Annotated in this window: 12 protein-coding genes; 4 read left to right on the top strand and 8 right to left on the bottom strand. The window is 69.6% G+C overall.

The window, feature by feature from the left end; translation table 11 throughout:
- Positions 1-2: 2 nt before the first annotated feature.
- On the bottom strand, positions 3-4,232 hold the full coding sequence (locus ABNF93_RS31605) for a hypothetical protein (RefSeq protein ID WP_349331918.1): 4,230 nt from the start codon (positions 4,230-4,232) through the stop codon (positions 3-5).
- 188 nt (positions 4,233-4,420) lie between these two features.
- On the opposite strand from ABNF93_RS31605, the gene ABNF93_RS31600 reads away from it, so the two are divergent.
- Genes ABNF93_RS31600 through ABNF93_RS31585 form a run of 4 tightly spaced genes read left to right on the top strand, consistent with a single transcriptional unit; the run spans position 4,421 to position 7,009 of the window.
- Entirely contained in the window at positions 4,421-5,215 is a 795-nt protein-coding gene (locus ABNF93_RS31600) for an IclR family transcriptional regulator (protein ID WP_349331957.1), read from the top strand.
- A 14-nt stretch (positions 5,216-5,229) separates the two neighbouring features.
- On the top strand, positions 5,230-5,442 hold the full coding sequence (locus ABNF93_RS31595; protein ID WP_349331917.1) for a hypothetical protein: 213 nt from the start codon (positions 5,230-5,232) through the stop codon (positions 5,440-5,442).
- On the top strand, positions 5,439-6,212 hold the full coding sequence (locus ABNF93_RS31590; RefSeq protein ID WP_349331915.1) for an MBL fold metallo-hydrolase: 774 nt from the start codon (positions 5,439-5,441) through the stop codon (positions 6,210-6,212). The genes ABNF93_RS31595 and ABNF93_RS31590 overlap by 4 nt, the downstream gene beginning before the upstream one ends.
- Positions 6,209-7,009: an SDR family NAD(P)-dependent oxidoreductase gene (locus tag ABNF93_RS31585; protein WP_349331914.1), complete on the top strand. Its 801-nt coding sequence runs from the start codon at positions 6,209-6,211 to the stop codon at positions 7,007-7,009. The genes ABNF93_RS31590 and ABNF93_RS31585 overlap by 4 nt, the downstream gene beginning before the upstream one ends.
- A gap of 93 nt (positions 7,010-7,102) precedes the next feature.
- Here ABNF93_RS31585 and ABNF93_RS31580 read toward each other — a convergent pair whose 3' ends face one another.
- The 7 genes from ABNF93_RS31580 to ABNF93_RS31550 form a co-directional block, all read right to left on the bottom strand.
- The gene (locus ABNF93_RS31580; protein ID WP_349331913.1) at positions 7,103-9,448 is read right to left on the bottom strand and encodes a penicillin acylase family protein; all 2,346 of its coding nucleotides are present in this window, start codon (positions 9,446-9,448) and stop codon (positions 7,103-7,105) included.
- A 5-nt stretch (positions 9,449-9,453) separates the two neighbouring features.
- Entirely contained in the window at positions 9,454-10,122 is a 669-nt protein-coding gene (locus tag ABNF93_RS31575) for a maleylpyruvate isomerase N-terminal domain-containing protein (RefSeq protein ID WP_349331912.1), read from the bottom strand.
- Positions 10,123-10,369: 247 nt separating this feature from the next.
- Positions 10,370-11,353 carry a CapA family protein gene (locus tag ABNF93_RS31570; protein ID WP_349331911.1) on the bottom strand — a complete coding sequence of 328 codons (984 nt, stop codon included), beginning with the start codon at positions 11,351-11,353 and terminating at the stop codon, positions 10,370-10,372.
- 295 nt (positions 11,354-11,648) lie between these two features.
- Positions 11,649-13,589 carry a penicillin-binding transpeptidase domain-containing protein gene (locus ABNF93_RS31565; protein ID WP_349331910.1) on the bottom strand — a complete coding sequence of 647 codons (1,941 nt, stop codon included), beginning with the start codon at positions 13,587-13,589 and terminating at the stop codon, positions 11,649-11,651.
- A 110-nt stretch (positions 13,590-13,699) separates the two neighbouring features.
- Positions 13,700-14,374 (bottom strand): uracil-DNA glycosylase, encoded by a 675-nt coding sequence (locus ABNF93_RS31560; RefSeq protein ID WP_349331909.1) that lies wholly within the window; start codon positions 14,372-14,374, stop codon positions 13,700-13,702.
- A gap of 143 nt (positions 14,375-14,517) precedes the next feature.
- Positions 14,518-15,954, bottom strand: a complete 1,437-nt coding sequence (locus ABNF93_RS31555; protein ID WP_349331908.1) for an MFS transporter — start codon at positions 15,952-15,954, stop codon at positions 14,518-14,520.
- Positions 15,955-16,023: 69 nt separating this feature from the next.
- A complete protein-coding gene (locus ABNF93_RS31550; protein WP_349331907.1) occupies positions 16,024-16,365 on the bottom strand; it encodes a hypothetical protein in 342 nt (113 codons plus the stop codon).
- Positions 16,366-16,691 lie beyond the last annotated feature (326 nt).

Genomic DNA, 16,691 nt, shown 5'->3' with positions numbered 1-16,691 from the left:
TCTCAGCTCCCCTCTGGCTGTGCGGCTGTCCCTGGTGTGGCCGTCCTCGGTCTGGCGGCCGGCTGCATCGCCGTAGGCTGTGCGGCGCGCAGTGTTACCGGACCGAGCAGGCCCGACAACCGCTGCCCGGGAAAGACTCCCATCGTCGGCGAGCAGTCGTCGAGGTACGGCGCGAGGGTGTTGTAGACCGTCACCTCGACCTCGTTAGCGCCGTTGCGCAGGAGTCCGGAGAGGTCGAACCGGTACGGCGACCAGATACGCACACCGGCGGGTTGGCCGTTGACGACCACCTCGGCGGTGCCACGCACGGCTCCGAGGTCGAGCACCGCCGATCCCGGAACACCGTCAAGGTGGACTTGACGTCGATAGCGGACGCCGCCGGAGTACGAACCCAGCCCGGCGTCGGCCCATGGCCCGGCCGACAGTGGCCCATCCCCGCACTCGAACTCCACCGGACCGTCCCACAGCGCCCCGCCGGAGCGTCCGTCGATCGGCTCGATGCGTACGGCGAGAGCCAGGCCCTCCACGTCAGGCCCCGGCAACGCCACCCGGCCTTGTGTCACAGGGATCTCCACCCCGTCAAGCCAGGCTTGCACCCGCGCAGACGCGACCGGCATGGTCGCCGACGTCGCACCGGGCGGTACGACGAGCCGGAACCACTCGGCCGGCTTGGGTGCCCCCGGACGCGCCTCGGGCACGAGGTCGAGCACGCTGCCGTCCGCGACCGCGGGTTCGAGCCAGCTCGCGCGCGGCAGCGGATGTGGCCTGGGGCGCAGCCACGCGAACCGCGGATCGTAGGGCTGCAAGCGTCGCAAGGCCGTTCCGACCGGCAGGCCGTCCCGCGTGAAGGTCCACGACGAGGCATCGGTGACGAACGTCGATGTCGTAGCGTCGGCGAACTCGATCACCGCGTCGGCGAAGACCGCCAGCGGCCGGCCGATGTCGGTGAAGTGGACCTCGATCGGGTTGTCGCCGGGCACCAGATGCTCCGTCACGTCGTACGGCAGCACGCGGTCCTGCCCGCCGTACGGCTCGAACGCCCCCTGCGTCGCGATCTCCTTACCCGCAAGGACAAGTCGTGCCGGACCCTCGGTGCCCAGCTGCAACACGGCCCGCTGAAGGCGAGTCGCCGGGAGGGTGAGGACTCCGCGCGCCACGAGCTCGGTCCCGCGGACGGTTCCGTCCTCCGGCACCAGCCAGGCCGGGCGGGCGAAGGCATCCGGATCCGTCGTGAGTGCCCAGTAGCCGCGCAGGTCGCACTTGACGTCGGCCGTGACACGGACCTCCAGCAGGTTGTTGCCGGCCCGTGCGCGTACCTGGTCGAGGCGGAGGAAGCCACCGGGGTCAGGCCCGAGCGGTTCGCCGTTCCACCAGACGTCCTTGGCGCCATTGGCTTCCACCGCGAGCGTCACCGTGCCGGACCGCTTCACCGGCAGGCTGGTCCGGAAGGCCACCACCTGACCCGCCTTCACCCCGGCGACATGCCAGAAGTCGTCAGGCACCCGTGCCTTCGGGCCCAGCATCATGGCCTGGAAGGGATCCTTCTCGATGCCGCGGGAGAGGGAGTAGCGGACAGGTGTCCAACCCGAACCGTCGAACGGCGCGTCGAGCGGGCCGTCATGACCCGCCGGCAGTGGCGGCGGCACGGCGTCGGCGGCCAGCGGCGCGGTACGCCACGCGAACGTACCCTGCCCGACGAGCACGTCGGACCATCCGCTGTCGTCGAGGTCGGGCCGCGCCCAGTCATCAGCGGCAAGGGTGGAGGCGGATGCGAGCGTGGAGGGGGATGCAGCGGCGGCCGCGAGCGGAGGCGTGCCCGCGGCCGGTGGTTCCGGCTGGTGGCGCAGACGCCACTGCTGAAGGGGGAACGGATCGCTGCTCGCCGGCAGCGCCAGGTCGCCGTAGCGGTTGTCGAGCGTGCGGACGAGCGACGCCGACCACGCACCACCCAGCGGTACCTCCGCCAGCTCGGAAGCGGCGCCGCCTGCCGCCGACCTTCCGCCCGCGCACGCGTCGCCGGCCACCACTGTGTCCTCTGGTACGCGCCGCCACACCAGGACCGCGGCCGGCGCCTCGTCGAACCGCACCGTGACCTCGACCGCGCCGTCGCCGAGGCGCCGCGCGTCGGCGGGCCGGCTCGTGCCCGACACCGGATCCCACTGCTCGATGTCGTCCGCCGCCGGGTCCAGGCGTAGGACCACCGCGTCGCGTCGCCGGTCAGAGTCGAAGTCGTAGCCCTTCCTCCACAGTCCGCGGATCCAGTCGCGGCCGCCCGAGAACCGGGTCGCCCACCCGGTCGGCTCCGCCGGGACGAGCAGGATCTCGAGCTCGCCCACCCGGCGGCGCAGCGTCGGCCCGTCGAGCGCGACTGGTCGCTCGAGCCGGTTGAGGGCCGCCGGCAGAGCCTCCGGCGATGCCACCTGGACCACGGCGCCCGTGGCCAGACCCGTGGCCAGCATGAGCCGCAGCCGGCGTACCGCCTCTTCACCGTCGTCGGTGTCGGCGTGCTCAGGCGGATCGCCGACGACCACCAGCAGTCCACCGTCCGCGCAGAAGTCGGCGAGCACCTTCGCGGTCGCGCTCTCCAGGAACCGGCACGACGGCAGGACGACGGCGCGGTACGACGCAGCCCGCGTGTGGAGTGCACGGTCCGCGACCCGCGCCCCCGCAACGGTGTCGTCGTCGAGCACGACGAAGTCCCGGTCGTCGCGGTGCAGAACCCCACGCGCCGGGTCGTGCCACACCATCCGTCCCACGATCGCGTTGTAGGTCTCCTGCGCCCTCGTGGCGTCCGGCAGCACACCAGCCACCAGCGTCGCGGACTGCACGGTCGCGGACGGGTACAGCACCCCGACGTCACAGACGTGCTCACCCCGGGTCAGCAGCCAGCACAGCCGGCTCACCGTGTCGGCGAAGTGCTTGTAGTGCCGCCAGTACGGCTGACGCCAGCAGGTGCTCGGCGGCGCCCACTCCCACCACCCGCCGCGCGTGGAGTAGTAGACGGCGTGCGGGTTGTAGAGGTTCGCGCCGGCGAGCAGCCACGGCACCAGCCAGTCGAACGTCTCCTCCAGCGTCCCGCCCCAGCCGCTGGAGTGGAACGACTCGATCCACGTGCGCGGCCGGCCGTAGTGCTGGGCCAGCGAGCTGTGGATCTTCGCCTCGCCGTGGTGGTCACTGCCGGGCGCACTGAACCACCGGTGCGTACGCATGTAGTCGGCGTACTGCCGGGTGCTGCCGAGCGGCTCCCCCGCCCGCGCCGGGCTCTGCTGGTCGACGCCGACGGTCAGGCCGTGGCGTTCGTGCCAGGCGTGCAGAGGTTGGAAGAACGCCTCCTCGGCGAGGGTCGCCCGGACCCGCTGGTAGTCCGCCCTGACCCGTGCCGGGTCGAGGCCCCCTGGAAGGGAAGGTGCAGCCTCCCACAGGGCCGCGATCGTGTCCTCCATGCGGTAGCCGCGACGCCTGGCGAACTCGTCGGCATACGCCGGACCCCAGCTCGGCAGGTTCGGCAGCTCGTCCTGGAACGACCCGACGATGACGGTCCCGAGGTAAGGGCCGAGCCGGCGTTCGAACGCCCCGTGCACGATGTCGAGCAGCGCCGCGCAGGCGTCGGCGGAGGTGTAGTCGAACCCCTGGCGCAGGGCGTACGCCAGCATGACGCGGTGCCGACCGGGTTCGGCGCCGTCCCAGCGGACGCGGCCGTCGACCACTTCCAGCGGGATCGGCGGTCCCGAAACGGTGCCCGCGGCCTCGGGGCCGTCAGCGGAGAGGGGAAGTGCGCAGGCCGAGATCGGCGAACCGGCAGCCGGGCAGACCAGCTCGACCGGGCCGTCGACGTCCTGCACCACCCGTTCGAGCGACGCACCGGCGTACTCCGGGTGCGCGGTGACGAGCCGACCCTGCAGGTTGGCGCCGGAGAAGCCGATCTGGTCGTAGAACCACAGCAGGACGCCGCGCTTCCCCGCGTACTCACACAGGCCCTCCCACAGCGCCCACCACTCCTCGCTCAGCAGGGGTGGGTCGTCGGCGAGCGAGCCGTACGTCGGGCCGGTGGGTGCGAGGTTGAGGACCACCATGTTGTGGACGCCCGCCTCGACCAACTGGTCGAGCTGCCAGCGGAGCCGGTCGAGCTCGACGCGTTCGCCACTCCACCACCAGATCGGTGCCGGCGAGAACGCGGCCTGGGGAGCAGCGAAGCCTTCGAAGAGTTCGCGGTGACCTGATCGATGCGGCACGACTTCACCTCGATGAATCTGTCTCCTCGACGAAACACACTGGCCCTCACGCCCTTTGTCGGCGTAGGTTATGCGCAGTTTCAGCTTGCTGAACAGGTGTTCACATACCCGAATCGCCATCGCAGGAGCTGCCAGGGCGGCCACGACGGAGCCCCGGAGCTCGACCAGGGAGCACCGCCGTGAACGACATGACCAAGGGCGCGGTGAAGTCGGCCGAACGAACGCTTGCGATCCTCGAACTGATGACCCGGCACGAACAGCCGCTGACCTTCACCGAGATCGCCCAGGCGCTGCGGTATCCGCGGTCGAGCCTCCACGGCCTGCTCCGGACCCTCGTCGAACGCGGGTGGGCGGACTTCGATGCGGACCAGCGGGCGTACACGCTCGGCATCCGTACGCTCGAGGCCGGCAACGCCTACACCCGCGCGCTCGGCCTGGTCGAGCGGGCCGTGCCGCTGATGGAGAAGATCCGTGACGGCATCGACGAGACGGTGCAGTTGGCGGTGCTCGACGGGCTTCACAACGTCTACGTCGCCAAGGTCGACGGGCGGCAAACCCTGACGCTCGCGTCGGAGGTCGGCCGGCGGCTGCCCGCCTACGCCACGGGCGTCGGCAAGGTGTTGCTGGCCGGACTCGGCCAGGAGGAGCTCGACGCGAGGCTGGCCGGCACGCCGCTCCAACCCATCACCTCCCACACCATCACCGACAAGGCGCTGCTGCGTGAGCACCTGCAGCACGTGCGGCGGCGGGGGTTCTGCATCGACAACGAGGAGTACACGATGGGCATCCGGTGCGTCGCCGTGCCGATCTTCGACTACAGCAGGCGGGTCGTGGCCGCAATGAGCGTGTCCGTGCCGGCGATCCGGTTCACCCCCGCGCATCGCGAGCGCGCCCACATGCTGCTGAGCGGTGCGGCCCAACGGATGTCCGAGGCGCTCGGCTACCGGCCGGCTCGCGCCGTGGACGTTCGCGGCGCGCAGTGACCGCGATCATGATCATGAACGTGATCATGTCGCTGATCATGTCGCTGATCATGAGGACCGCCCTGATCGTGATCATGACGGCGATCGGGTTCGTGATCATGACGGTGGCCGGGACCATGGTCGTGACGGGAATCGTGATCCTGACGGTGATCACGAACGTGATCATGAACGCAGAAGCAGCCGGTGGTCGCAGGCGAACGCAACGAGGAGTGGTGAGCGTCCGATGAGTACGTACAGCGTCCAGGTGCTCCCCGTGGGTCGAGGCGACATCCCGGGCCCAGAGCTGTTCTGGATGAGCGACTGGGACCAGTGGCACACCCTGCTGTTCCAGGCGGTCCTCATCCGCGGTGACGGTGTGACCGCTCTCGTCAACACCGGCCCCGCCCGGGACCTCGGTCCGATGAACGCGCACTGGGCCACGGTGCTGGGCGAGCGGGCGATGATGCGCCGGGAGCCCGACGAGTTCATCGTCGACCAGCTCGCCAAGCATGGCGTCACTCCCGAGGACGTCACGCACGTCGTACTGACGCCGCTGCAGCTCTACACGGTCAGCAACGTGGCATTGTTCAGCAGGGCGCAGATCTGCATCGCCGAGCGCGGCTGGGTGCATTTCCACACCACACACGCGCATCCACACGACAATCGGGCCACGTCCCTGCCGGACGACATCCTCGTGCACCTGGTGACCGAGGCGTGGCCGCGGGTACGCCTGCTCGCCGACGAGGACGAACTCGCTCCCGGCCTGCGTACCTGGTGGTCAGGCGTCCACCACCGCGCATCTGTGGTCGTCGAGGTCGACACACCGGCCGGGGTCGCCGCGATCTCCGACAGCTATTTCGTCCGCGAGAATGTCGAGAAGAACATTCCAATCGGAATCAACGAGAACATGTACGAGGCGATCTCGACCTATTCCAGGGTCCGCGAGAACGCCGATCTCGTCGTACCGCTCTACGATCTCGGAAATCTCGAACGCTTCCCGGGCGGGAGGGTGGCATGAGCACTCCGGACGCGGCGTCGGTGGCGGCAGGCGAAGCGACCCGTCCGCGCCAGGTTCTCGTCACCGGATCCGCGCGCGGGATCGGGCGCGCGACGGCCGCCCGGTTCGGCGCCGAGGGTGCCAGGGTGGCGGTCAACTATCCCCCCGGAGAGCTTTCCTACGCGCAGGAAACGGGCCAACTCGTCGAGAACGCCGGTGGCGCGGCGCTGCTCGTGGAAGCTGACGTCGCCGACCCGGACGCGGTGCGGGCGATGGCCGAGACGGTGCACGCGGAATGGGGACCACTCGACGTCCTGGTCAACAACGCGGGAATCTGCCCGTTCGCAGACTTCTTCGACATCGACCTGGAGTTGTGGGACCGGGTCCAGCACGTCAACCTGCGCGGCGTTTTCCTGGTGACCCAGGCCTTCACCAAGGCGATGGTCGAGGCCGGACGCGGCGGTCGGGTGATCTCGGTGTCCTCGATCTCTGCCTGGGTGGGCGGTTCACGGCAGGTGCACTACTGCGCGACGAAGGCGGGGATCAGCTCGTTGATGAAGAGTCTCGCGATCGTGCTCGGGCCGCATGGGATCACCTGCAACGCGATATTGCCGGGCGCGATCGCGACCGACATCAACCGTGCCGACTGGACGAACACCGCGAAGGTCGACTACCTGGGGTCCCGCATTCCGGTCGGCCGGATCGGCGAGCCGGCCGATATCGCGGGAATGATCTGGCTGCTGTCCCAGCCGGAGTCGGCGTACATGAACGGCGCGGAGATCCTCGTCGACGGCGGGATGCTGGTCAACCTGCAGTAGGGCGCACCCGCTCTCTCGTGATGCAGCAAGGGCGCGCCGCCGATGCAGAAGAGCGCGCCGCCGATGCGGCAAGGGCGCGCCGCCCTCTCATGATCACGGGGGGTCGGCCGCAGGCTGCAGGTGGAGGCGTACGGACGTGCGGGCTTCGATGGCGGCACGGCTGTAGAGGAGGGGTACGTAGTCGCCGCGTCGCCAGGTCTCCGCGAGGTCGCGGTAGTGCGGACTGCGTGGATCGCCGGACTGTCCGGGTGTGTTGATGGCCATCGAGTTGTCCCAGGCGCCGACGTCGAGCACCATCCGGAACGACGCACCGATCGTTTGTACGAGGTCGGGCGAGTAGTACGGGCCCGCGTTGACGGTGGTGCCCGACCCACCGACGGGCATCGGACCGACGTCCAGGCTGGGATCGAGGTGACCGAGCGGGTGGCGCTGCCGGTTGACGTGCAGATCACCCCAGGCCCAGCGCGACGGGTCAGGTCCCAGCAGCTGCACGAGTTCGGCGTAGGCGTCGCGCAACGTCGACGTCAACAGGAGGTCGCGTCGTTCCGTCGCCTCGGCTCCCCAAGCTCCCCACCATCGCGCCGGATCGCGGAGGGCCTCGCGCAGCCCGTGCGGATCGACGTCGTCCACCACGTCCTGCGCACCAGGAGGGAGGACGGCGCGGACGAAGCCCGGCATGAGGTGCCGGGAGACCCACACCTCGTACAACGCGGCGGCTGCCGAGTCTGCCGACTCGACGGCGTCCCAGTCGCGGAGGAGTCGGACCGCGGCCGTGACCTGTGGGTCGTCGTCGACCCGGATCTTGTCGAGCAGATCCGTCACCTCACGCGCGGCAATCGAAAGCTGGTCGACCTGCAGCTGCATGGAGTCGCTGAGCGCGTGCGCGGGCTGGGACGCGAGAACCTCGACGATCCGCTGGTGCCGGGCCGGGTCGGGCCACTCGTAGCTGGGTACGCGATCGGCCGGCTGGTCGTCAGACAGGTTGAACTGGTTCGCCGTCGCCACGAACCCTTCTGGCGGATCGACGATCTGCGGAAGATCTTCGGCGGGAAGGAACCCGTCCCATTCGTACCGTCCGTCGCCTGGCACCGGCAACAGCCCGTCCCATCCCCGCCTTCGCGGCACCAGCCCTGCGGCCGTCCACCCGATGCTGCCCGCGACGTCGGCGTACACGTGGTTCTCGCCCGGACTCCCCCACCCCGCCAGCGCCGCGCGGAACTCCTCGGCGTCGGCGGCGCGGAGACAGGCGAGACTGCCGACGTAGGCCGCCGTTCCTGGTTCGAACCAGGTCGAACGAACGGCATAGGCCTTGCGCTGCTCGGCGTCGACGTAGATCACCGGACCATGCCGGGTGAACGCAAGGTCGGCTTGACAGGGCGATTCTCCCTTGACAGCGAGGGTTTCCCGCACGATCCGCAGCCGTTCCCAGTCGCCGGCGTACCGGTAGCGCGTCGGGTCGGCCGGGTCCAGCTCATAGACGTAGAGGTCCTGCGTGTCGATGGGAAAGATCGTGAACCCGAACGCCACCTTGCCGTTGTGGCCGAGCGTCACGCCCGGGAGCGCTGGCTCACCGGCACCGATGACGTCCAGTCCTGGTGCCGACACGTGGGCGATGTAGCGCAGCGACGGCGTCGCGTAGGACCGGTGCGGGTCACTCGCCAGGATCGGTCGGCCCGTCGTCGTGCGCGTGCCCGCCACGACCCAGTTGTTGCTCCCCTCGCCGGAGGCGTGGTGCCCGCGCCCTGCGGAACGACTGTCCGGCGCGTACTCCCCGAGCGTGCCCTCGCCCAGCGGGTCGCGCGGGTCGCCGGCGAACACCAGGGGCTGGGTCGCGAGCTCGAAGACCCGCAGCAGGTCATCGGGGAGGTGCAGGTCGAGGCCCTCAGCAAGGTGCGGTTGACACCTCGGTTTCAGGTGCTGGCGCACGACATCGGCGGCGATTCCCAGGCTGCTGCCGGTGTCGGAGCGTGCCACCTCCTGCAGCAGGTTGTGCGCGATCCCATGGCTGCGGATACGGACGACGTCCTCGGGCCGCCAGCGATCGGGGCGATGCCCCAGCATCGCGAACTCCGGCGGCATCGCGTCAGGATTTTCTTCCACGTAGCCGATGTAGGCGTTGATGCCCGCGGTGAACCGTCTCGCAATGCGTTCGGCGTCGGGACCGTACGCCGCCCACTCGCGGGCCATGTCGCCGCGGTAGAGGAAGAGCCGCGCCGCCCGGTCGCGTTCGACATAGTCCGGCCCGAACGCCTCCGCCAGCAGGCCGAGGCCGCGCCGCCGCCACAGGTCGATCTGGAACAGCCGGTCGCGGGCGGCGTTGAACCCCTGGACGAAGAACGCGTCGTCGGCGGATTCGGCGTACAGGTGCGGGATCCCCCATTCGTCGATGAGGATCTCCGCCGGTTGGACGAGGCCTGGGACCTGGATCGTCTGGGTCATGAGCGTCATGAGAGCAGCGGCCACCGATCAGCGCACGCGCCGAGGGCGGCGCGGTCCTCGCGGTCGAGCCCCCGGCGGCCGGTCGCGCGTTCGAACAGTGCCTGGTCGCTCCAGTGGGTCGGCGGTTCGGCACCCAGCAGAGACACGAATACCGGCCGCATGACCGCGAGCGCGCGACCGGTCGTCCACGGCTCGACTCCGAGGCTGAGCGCGAGATCGAGACCGTGGGCGGCGTGCGAGATCACCCGCGTGACGATGTAGTCGTCCAGCCGTGAGGTGCCGACCGACAAGGTAACCAGTCCGGACAGGTCCCGCTCCGACCAGTCGCGCCAGGCCGTACGCCAGCGCTCGGCCAGCAGCCTGCCGGCGGCGGCACCGTCGGCGATCTCGGCGGCGGTCTCGACGGCCCGGGCGGCGATCCCGCCGTGGTAGTCCGGGCGCGTGCGGTCGGGACGCCGGTAGTAGTCGGCGGGTTCGGTGATGTCCGGCGTGGACGAGTCCGCCACCCGGAGCGGATACGGCGGGAGGACCACTGCGATGTGGACGATCAGCTCCTTGACGTCCCACGGCGGGCAGTTGGTCGGACGGCGGAAGTCGTCGGCGCTCAGCTTCTCGACCACGCTGTCGAGCGCCTCCGCCTCGTCACGGAACGCTTCCAGGACTTCGTCGGTCACGCGTCCGATCCTCTCGCCCACGTCAATCGCTTTCCAGGCTGCAGCTGCGGTATCTCAGCGAGCGGGACCTCCCTCATCCGCACCGGCGGCGCGACGCCCGGGGTGCAGGTCGAAGTCGTGGACGAGGGGCATCGAGGCATCCTCCCAGACCCGCCGCGCGCCCACGAGTGCGGAAGACCTGCAACGGGCGCCGTTGTTGGCCGGCCAGCCCGACTGGCACACGACCAGGGTCCCGAGCGGCCCTGCCTCAAGTCCGAGGGCGGTCGAGCACGAGTTGGTCCTTCTCGTCGCGGATCTCCCACTCACTCCCAAGGGCCGCACAGGCCGCCACGAAACGCCGCACGATCCAGGCGTACTCCTCCTCAGACGCCAGCCGCGTGAAGCAGAAGTCCAGGCCGAGCGGCACGATCCGCATCCGCTGCGGACCGTCCCCGTCGAGCGTCAGCAGTACCAGGATCCCAAGGTCGTTTCGGAGGTACGGATCGACCCGGTAGTCGTCGACGAAGTCGCCCAGGTCGTAGGCGACCGGCCCCGCGACACCGTGGAAGACATGCGCCGAATGGCCGGCCACGAACGTGGCACCGGCCGCCAGCAACGCCCCGGCCGCCTCGCGCACATAGCTCAACGGCTCCGACGCCATGTTCGGTCCCCAGTGCGGAGAGACCAGTACCGCGTCGACACCGGCAGCACGATGCTGCGCGCCGACGTTCCTCGCCAGCCACGCGGGAACACCCTCGCGCAGGTCGGCGAACGCCACCCCGGCGCGGCCAGGACCCGCGGCGTAGTCGGCGGGATGATCGGTGACGCCGACCACCGCGAGGCGTGCTCCAGCAGCATCGAGGACCACAGGTTCACGCGCCTCGTCCTCCGTCGCGCCCGCACCGACGCTTGCGATGCCAGCCGCAGCCAGCAACGACCGGGTGTCAAGAAGGGCTTGCTTCCCGAAGTCCAGTGCATGGTTGTTGGCCAGGGTCGCGCAGTCGACACCCAACCAGGCGAGCGTTTCCGCCGCCACCGGTGGCGCCCGGAAGAAGAACGGCTTGCCTGGGGCGGGCCACGGCTCACCACGGTCCGAGACGCAGCACTCGAGGTTCGCGACACACACGTCGGCGGTCCGGACAACCTCACGGATCTCCGGAGCGAACACCGAGGCCGGACCGAACTCCCGCAGGCGTTCGGCCACGCCTCGACCGAGCATCGTGTCACCGGCGAGAGCCACCGTGATCGCCATGTTCGTAGGTCCCTCTCCTGCCCATCCGGCGGAGGAACGCAGACAACAGTCGCGGCGGCCACGCGTTGATCACGTCGTCCGGCGTGACGGCACAGGTACCGCGTAACGTCCGCGCACACGCCCCGACCGGCCAGTACCTTCGAGTCTATGGCCTGTCTGGCGACGCCGGACCGATCAGCTGAGCGGCGTACCGCGCGGTGCCTCCCGCATGAACGACCACAGGCGAGGCGTTGATCATGAAGCCTCCCGGAGTCCTCCCCCAGGAGTCTTCATGATCAGGGACATGAGGCCCGCCTCACTGGACGAAGCGGGACTCCTGAAGGAACGACTGCGCCACCGGCCCCGCATCGCGACCGCCCCCGCCGCCGTCCTCGACGACGACCGCGAACGCGATGTCGCCGCGGAAGCCGATCATCCACGCGTGCGTACGCGGCGGGCTCTCGTTGCCGTACTCGGCCGTCCCGGTCTTCGCATGCACGGGCTCGCCGATCAGGTCCAGACTCCGAGCCGACCCGGACTCGACCACTCGCCGCATCAGTTCGCGGAGGTTCGTCCGCAACCCAGTCGGCAGCTTCTCACCCACCGGCCCACCGGGCTTCACTTTCGGCACCAGCACGGGCGCACGCGGCTGGCCGGAGTCGACCGCCGCCGCCACGAGCGCCATGCCCAACGGGCTCATCAGGACCCGCCCCTGCCCGATCATGGTGGCCGCCCGGTCAACCAGGTCCTTCGGCTCCGGCACCGAACCGGAGTACGCCGGCAGGCCGAGATCCCATTCCGCGCCGATCCCGAACCGCTGCGCCATCGCTACGAGGTCGCCGTCGGCGAGGTTCTCCGCCCGGTTGACGACCGTGGTGTTGCATGAGAACGCGAACGCGTTCCACGTCGGTCCGTTCGGCAAGCTCATGTTGTGCGCGTTCTTGAACCGCTTCCCGCCCACGTTGGTCTCCGCCGGGCACTCCACCGACTCGACCATGCTGAGGCCGTTCTCGAGGAGAGCCGCGACCGAGACGACCTTGAACGTCGAGCCCGGCGGATACTCCCCGACGAACGCGCGGTTGTACGACGTCACGCCAGGACCGTTGGCGGCGGCGAGGATCTCACCGGTACTCGCCCGGACGGCCACGATGGAGGTCGGCTTCTCCTGCGCCTCGACGACGTGCTCGGCGGCCTCCTGCGCGAACGGGTCGAGAGTGGTAAGCAGCGCCTTGCCGGGCCGCGGCTCCAGCGTGTAGACCTCGTGCAACTTCTTGCCGTTGCGTACGTCCACCACGTCGATCGAACCACCGGGCCGTCCGGCGAGCTGCTCCTCGAACGCGCGCTGCAGCCCGCTGACCCCTACCGGGTCACCGATCACCGCCAGCGGTCCCGCGTCCTTCAGCATCTTGTCGGTCGCGGGTGACATCACGCCAAGGACGCCGCGCGCGTAGGACGACGTGGGCGCCAGCGACATCGTGGCCTTCCTCGTCGTGACGCCGGGGATCTCGTCGAGCACGTAGGAGAGTTCGTCGTAGGCCTGCTCACGGAGGGCGAGAACGTCGACGAACTGCTTCGGTGAGGCGGCATCGGCGCGCTTGCGCAGGTCGGCCGCGTCGATGCCGAGGTTCCGGCCGAGTTCGTAGTAGGTCATGTCCGGCTTCGCCTTGCCGGGAATCACGCCGACCCGGACGACCGGTCGTTCCTCGGTCAGTGGTTCACCGTTGCGGTCGAGGATCGACGCGCGCGGTGGCAGAGCCCGATGCCGCTCCAGCCTCGTCGTACCGGTGAGCTTCGGGTGGAACGTCTCTGGTGTCCACCACACGGCCCAGCCGCCCTCGGTGTTCTCGCGTACCTCCGCCGTGGTCGTGTAGCGCCACCGGCCCAGGCCGGCGAGTTCGTGGGTCACGGCGAGGTTCTGCCGGCAGACGCCACGGCCGGCGTTGATCGACTCCGCCTGGTCGTCGTCGAGGCAGGCCAACTTCCCCTTGGGTGTCACGGCCGTCGTCGTGATGGTGAGCGACTCGTTCAGGTCGCGGACCGTGGTGGCGGCGGTGCGCGCGGTGTGCGGGTCGACCGCCTGCGCCGCCTTCCCGCGCGACCACTCGGTGGCGAACCCGCTGACCGCGTCGCGTGCCTCGCGCGGCGGTATGTCGGGACCGCCGCAACCGAGCAGGACGACGGGAACGAGCACGACGCCGGCGGCAGCGACTGCCGGCCAGCGGCCACGGCTCCGGTACGGGACGCGCTTGACGTGCATGGTTCCCCCCACTTGCCTGGATCGAGCTCACTCGAGATCCCGCAAAGGAGTACAGCACACGAAAGGGCAAAATGCCGGCCGGAGCCGGTCAACCGTTCCGAACCCAGGGCCTACAGGGACCAGTCGACCGGCTCCCCGCCCTGGTCGGCCAGCAGGGTGTTGGCCCGGCTGAACGGGCGCGACCCGAAGAACCCCCGGTCCGCCGACATCGGGCTGGGATGGGCGGTCTCGATGCGTGGCACCGACCCGAGCAGCGGCCGGAGGCCCTGGGCGTCACGCCCCCACAGGATCGCCACCAGCGGGGTACCGCGCGCGACCAACGCGCGGATGGCCTGGTCGGTGACCTCTTCCCAGCCCTTGCCACGATGGGACGCCGGCCGGCCGGGCTCCACGGTCAGGGAGCGGTTGAGCAGCAGGATGCCGCGTTCGGACCAGGGCGTGAGGTCGCCGTTGGCGGGCAACGCGTGGCCGAGGTCAGCGGCGTACTCCCGGTAGATGTTCTGCAGGCTGCGCGGGATCGGCCGGACGTCGGGCGCCACCGAGAAGCTCAGCCCGACAGGATGGCCGGGCGTCGGATAGGGGTCCTGGCCGACGATGAGGACGCGAACGTCGGCGAACGGCTGCTGGAAGGCGCGCAGAACATTGGCGCCCGCGGGAAGGTACGCCCGACCGGCAGCGATCTCGTCACGTAGGAAGTCACCCATCGCGCTGATCCGCTTCGCGACCGGCTGGAGGGCAGCGGCCCAGCCGGCTTCGACCACCTCCTCCAACGAGGGACGCGCCACGCCCGCCGGTGACCCAGTGCCGGCCGGTGACCCAGTGCCCGCCGGTGACCCAGTGCCCGCCGACGTCGCGGAAGCTGCCGGCGTTGCCGAGGCGGTGTCCGTGGACGTCGTCGCCGTCGCTGATGGTGCCCGGTTGGTCACGCCTACCTCCGGATCGAGTCCCCGTTGATCGATGGCCCGGCGTTCGATGGCTCGCCGATCGAGGTCTCAGTGATCGAACGCTCGGTGATCGGGCCCGCCATGCTAGCGCCTACCGCGGCAGGCACCGCCGCAGCTGTGCGGCGTGCCTTCGCCAACGCGCGACCGCCGAGCAACAGGCCGACCACCGGACCGGCGACGAGGTATCCCGCGCCCTGCCAGATCAGCATCGCCATGGCCCCGAGGTCGTCACCGAACGCGCCACCGAGCGCGGCACCGAGCATCATCGCGAGACCCATCGAGGTACCCATGACCGCGAACACGCGTCCGCGGAACTCGTCCGGTGCCGCTCCCTGGATCTGCGCGGTGACGGTCGAGCTGACCAGGACCGCTGGAACGCCGACCATGATCAGCAGCACCATCGCCGGCCAGAACGCCGACCAGGCGAGTGGATAGGCGAAGAGCACCACGTCGATGACACCGAACACGGCCGCGCCGACGGTGAGCAACCGGATCGGCGAGAAGCGCGTGAACCAGCCGGCCACCACTCCCCCGACGATGCCGCCGACCGCCTGTGCCGACATCAGCCAGCCCACCTCGGTGACGCCGCCGTGCAACCCTTCCTTGACGTACACAGCGAAGAGGGCACCCATGAGACCTTCGCCGACCGACGTCACCGTGAACGTCGCGATGAGCACGACCAGCACCCGCGAACGCGCGATGAACGCCACGCCATCGACCAGCTCCGTTCCGATCCTGGCGTACGACCGAAGGAACCGCCGATCGCTCGGCGTCTCCGTCGCGACGTCCCCCGCGAGCCGGTCCATCCCGGCGGCCGCGTACGTGCCGCGGACGCAGGCCAGCAGGAGGGCCGCCACCACGAATGTGGCGGCATCGACGTACGCCACGGCGGTGAGTCCAGCCCATGCGGCGACCAGCCCACCGAGGGCGGGCCCCACCAGCCGGGCGAGGTTGTTGTTCACGGCGTTGAGCGAGTTGGCCGCGATCAGGTCCTTGGCGTCGACGAGCAACGGGAGAAGTGCCGACTCCGCGGGCTGGACGAACTGGGCCAAAGTTCCGACGGCGAACGTGACGGCGTAGCAGACCCAGACCGTGTCTGGCCCGTCGATCACCGCCAGCGGAAGTACCGCGAGGGCCTGCCCGAGCGATGCCACGAGCATCACCCTGCGGCGGTCCCATCGGTCGACGAAGACCCCTGCCACCCCGCCGAAGAAGAGTGTCGGAAGGACGCCCGCGATGGCGACGCCACTGGTCGCGGCCACCGATCCGGTGCTCTCGAGCACCAGCATCGGCAACGCGATCTTGAGTGCCCAGTCACCAGACATCGAGATGAGTCCGGCGCACCAGACCAGCAGGAAGCTCTTCCTCCGTAGGGGCCGAAACGATGCTGCCCACCATTGCTGTCGCCGTTGCGTCGTCATGACGTCATAGTGACGTCATAGCGGGGTCACGTCAAGGTCATGTGGCGTCGCGAGGTCCCTCGGACGGCGTCAGCGATCGGCGGTACCCGTGGACTCCTGCGAATCCTCGGCCGTGCCCTCTGCGGCCGTGGGCTCTGCGCCGTGGCCGCCGCCTCCCTGGTCGGACGTGTCGGCGCCGGACGCGGGAGACCCGTCCGGGAGCGCCGAAGACGTCGGCGCACCTCGACCGCTCCGACCTGGGCGTTCCTCGAACTTGACCCTGCGAAGCTGCTTGTTCATGTTGCGCCAGAGCAGGAAGGTCGCCACACCAATCGACACGATCACGACGAAGCCGAGCAGGCCCGGCCCGACCCACTGGCTCGGATCACGTGGCGCAGCGGCCAGGACTCCGAGCGGCTGAACGGACAGCATGGGTTGTGTTGATCCTTCCCGGTCGTGGAACAGGAACATCCCTGACACCATCGTGTACCTCGCTGCCGGAGCCCTCACCAGCAGCCGCCGACGCAGGTCCCGGTCTCCTGCGCCCAGGGCGTGTCTCCGCCCTAGGGGGTGTCTGATGGATCACGATCGATCAGACACCCCCTAGATCGTTGATCGGAAATTTTGACCAGGTCGGGACATGTGTGCGACACGCTGGGTCTGACCTGGGGTGATGGGGCGAAGGGTGTCCAGGATCGGCGTGTCTACACACGCCGACTTGGAGGTCTTCGTGATCGCCGACCTGGACACCCTTCTGA

This window comes from Actinopolymorpha sp. B9G3, assembly GCF_040120725.1.
In the GTDB taxonomy this organism is placed as follows: domain Bacteria; phylum Actinomycetota; class Actinomycetes; order Propionibacteriales; family Actinopolymorphaceae; genus Thermasporomyces.
The sequence above is the reverse complement of the archived record's forward strand: the minus strand, read 5'-3'. Positions and strand labels throughout refer to the sequence as shown.

Coding starts and splice junctions, on each gene's coding strand:
- ABNF93_RS31590 (WP_349331915.1), top strand. CDS start 5,439: ATGAGTACGTACAGCGTCCAGGTGCTCCCCGTGGGTCGAGGCGACATC.
- ABNF93_RS31565 (WP_349331910.1), bottom strand. CDS start 13,589: ATGCACGTCAAGCGCGTCCCGTACCGGAGCCGTGGCCGCTGGCCGGCA.
- ABNF93_RS31595 (WP_349331917.1), top strand. CDS start 5,230: ATGAACGTGATCATGTCGCTGATCATGTCGCTGATCATGAGGACCGCC.
- ABNF93_RS31580 (WP_349331913.1), bottom strand. CDS start 9,448: ATGACCCAGACGATCCAGGTCCCAGGCCTCGTCCAACCGGCGGAGATC.
- ABNF93_RS31555 (WP_349331908.1), bottom strand. CDS start 15,954: ATGACGACGCAACGGCGACAGCAATGGTGGGCAGCATCGTTTCGGCCC.
- ABNF93_RS31570 (WP_349331911.1), bottom strand. CDS start 11,353: ATGGCGATCACGGTGGCTCTCGCCGGTGACACGATGCTCGGTCGAGGC.
- ABNF93_RS31550 (WP_349331907.1), bottom strand. CDS start 16,365: ATGCTGTCCGTTCAGCCGCTCGGAGTCCTGGCCGCTGCGCCACGTGAT.
- ABNF93_RS31600 (WP_349331957.1), top strand. CDS start 4,421: ATGACCAAGGGCGCGGTGAAGTCGGCCGAACGAACGCTTGCGATCCTC.
- ABNF93_RS31585 (WP_349331914.1), top strand. CDS start 6,209: ATGAGCACTCCGGACGCGGCGTCGGTGGCGGCAGGCGAAGCGACCCGT.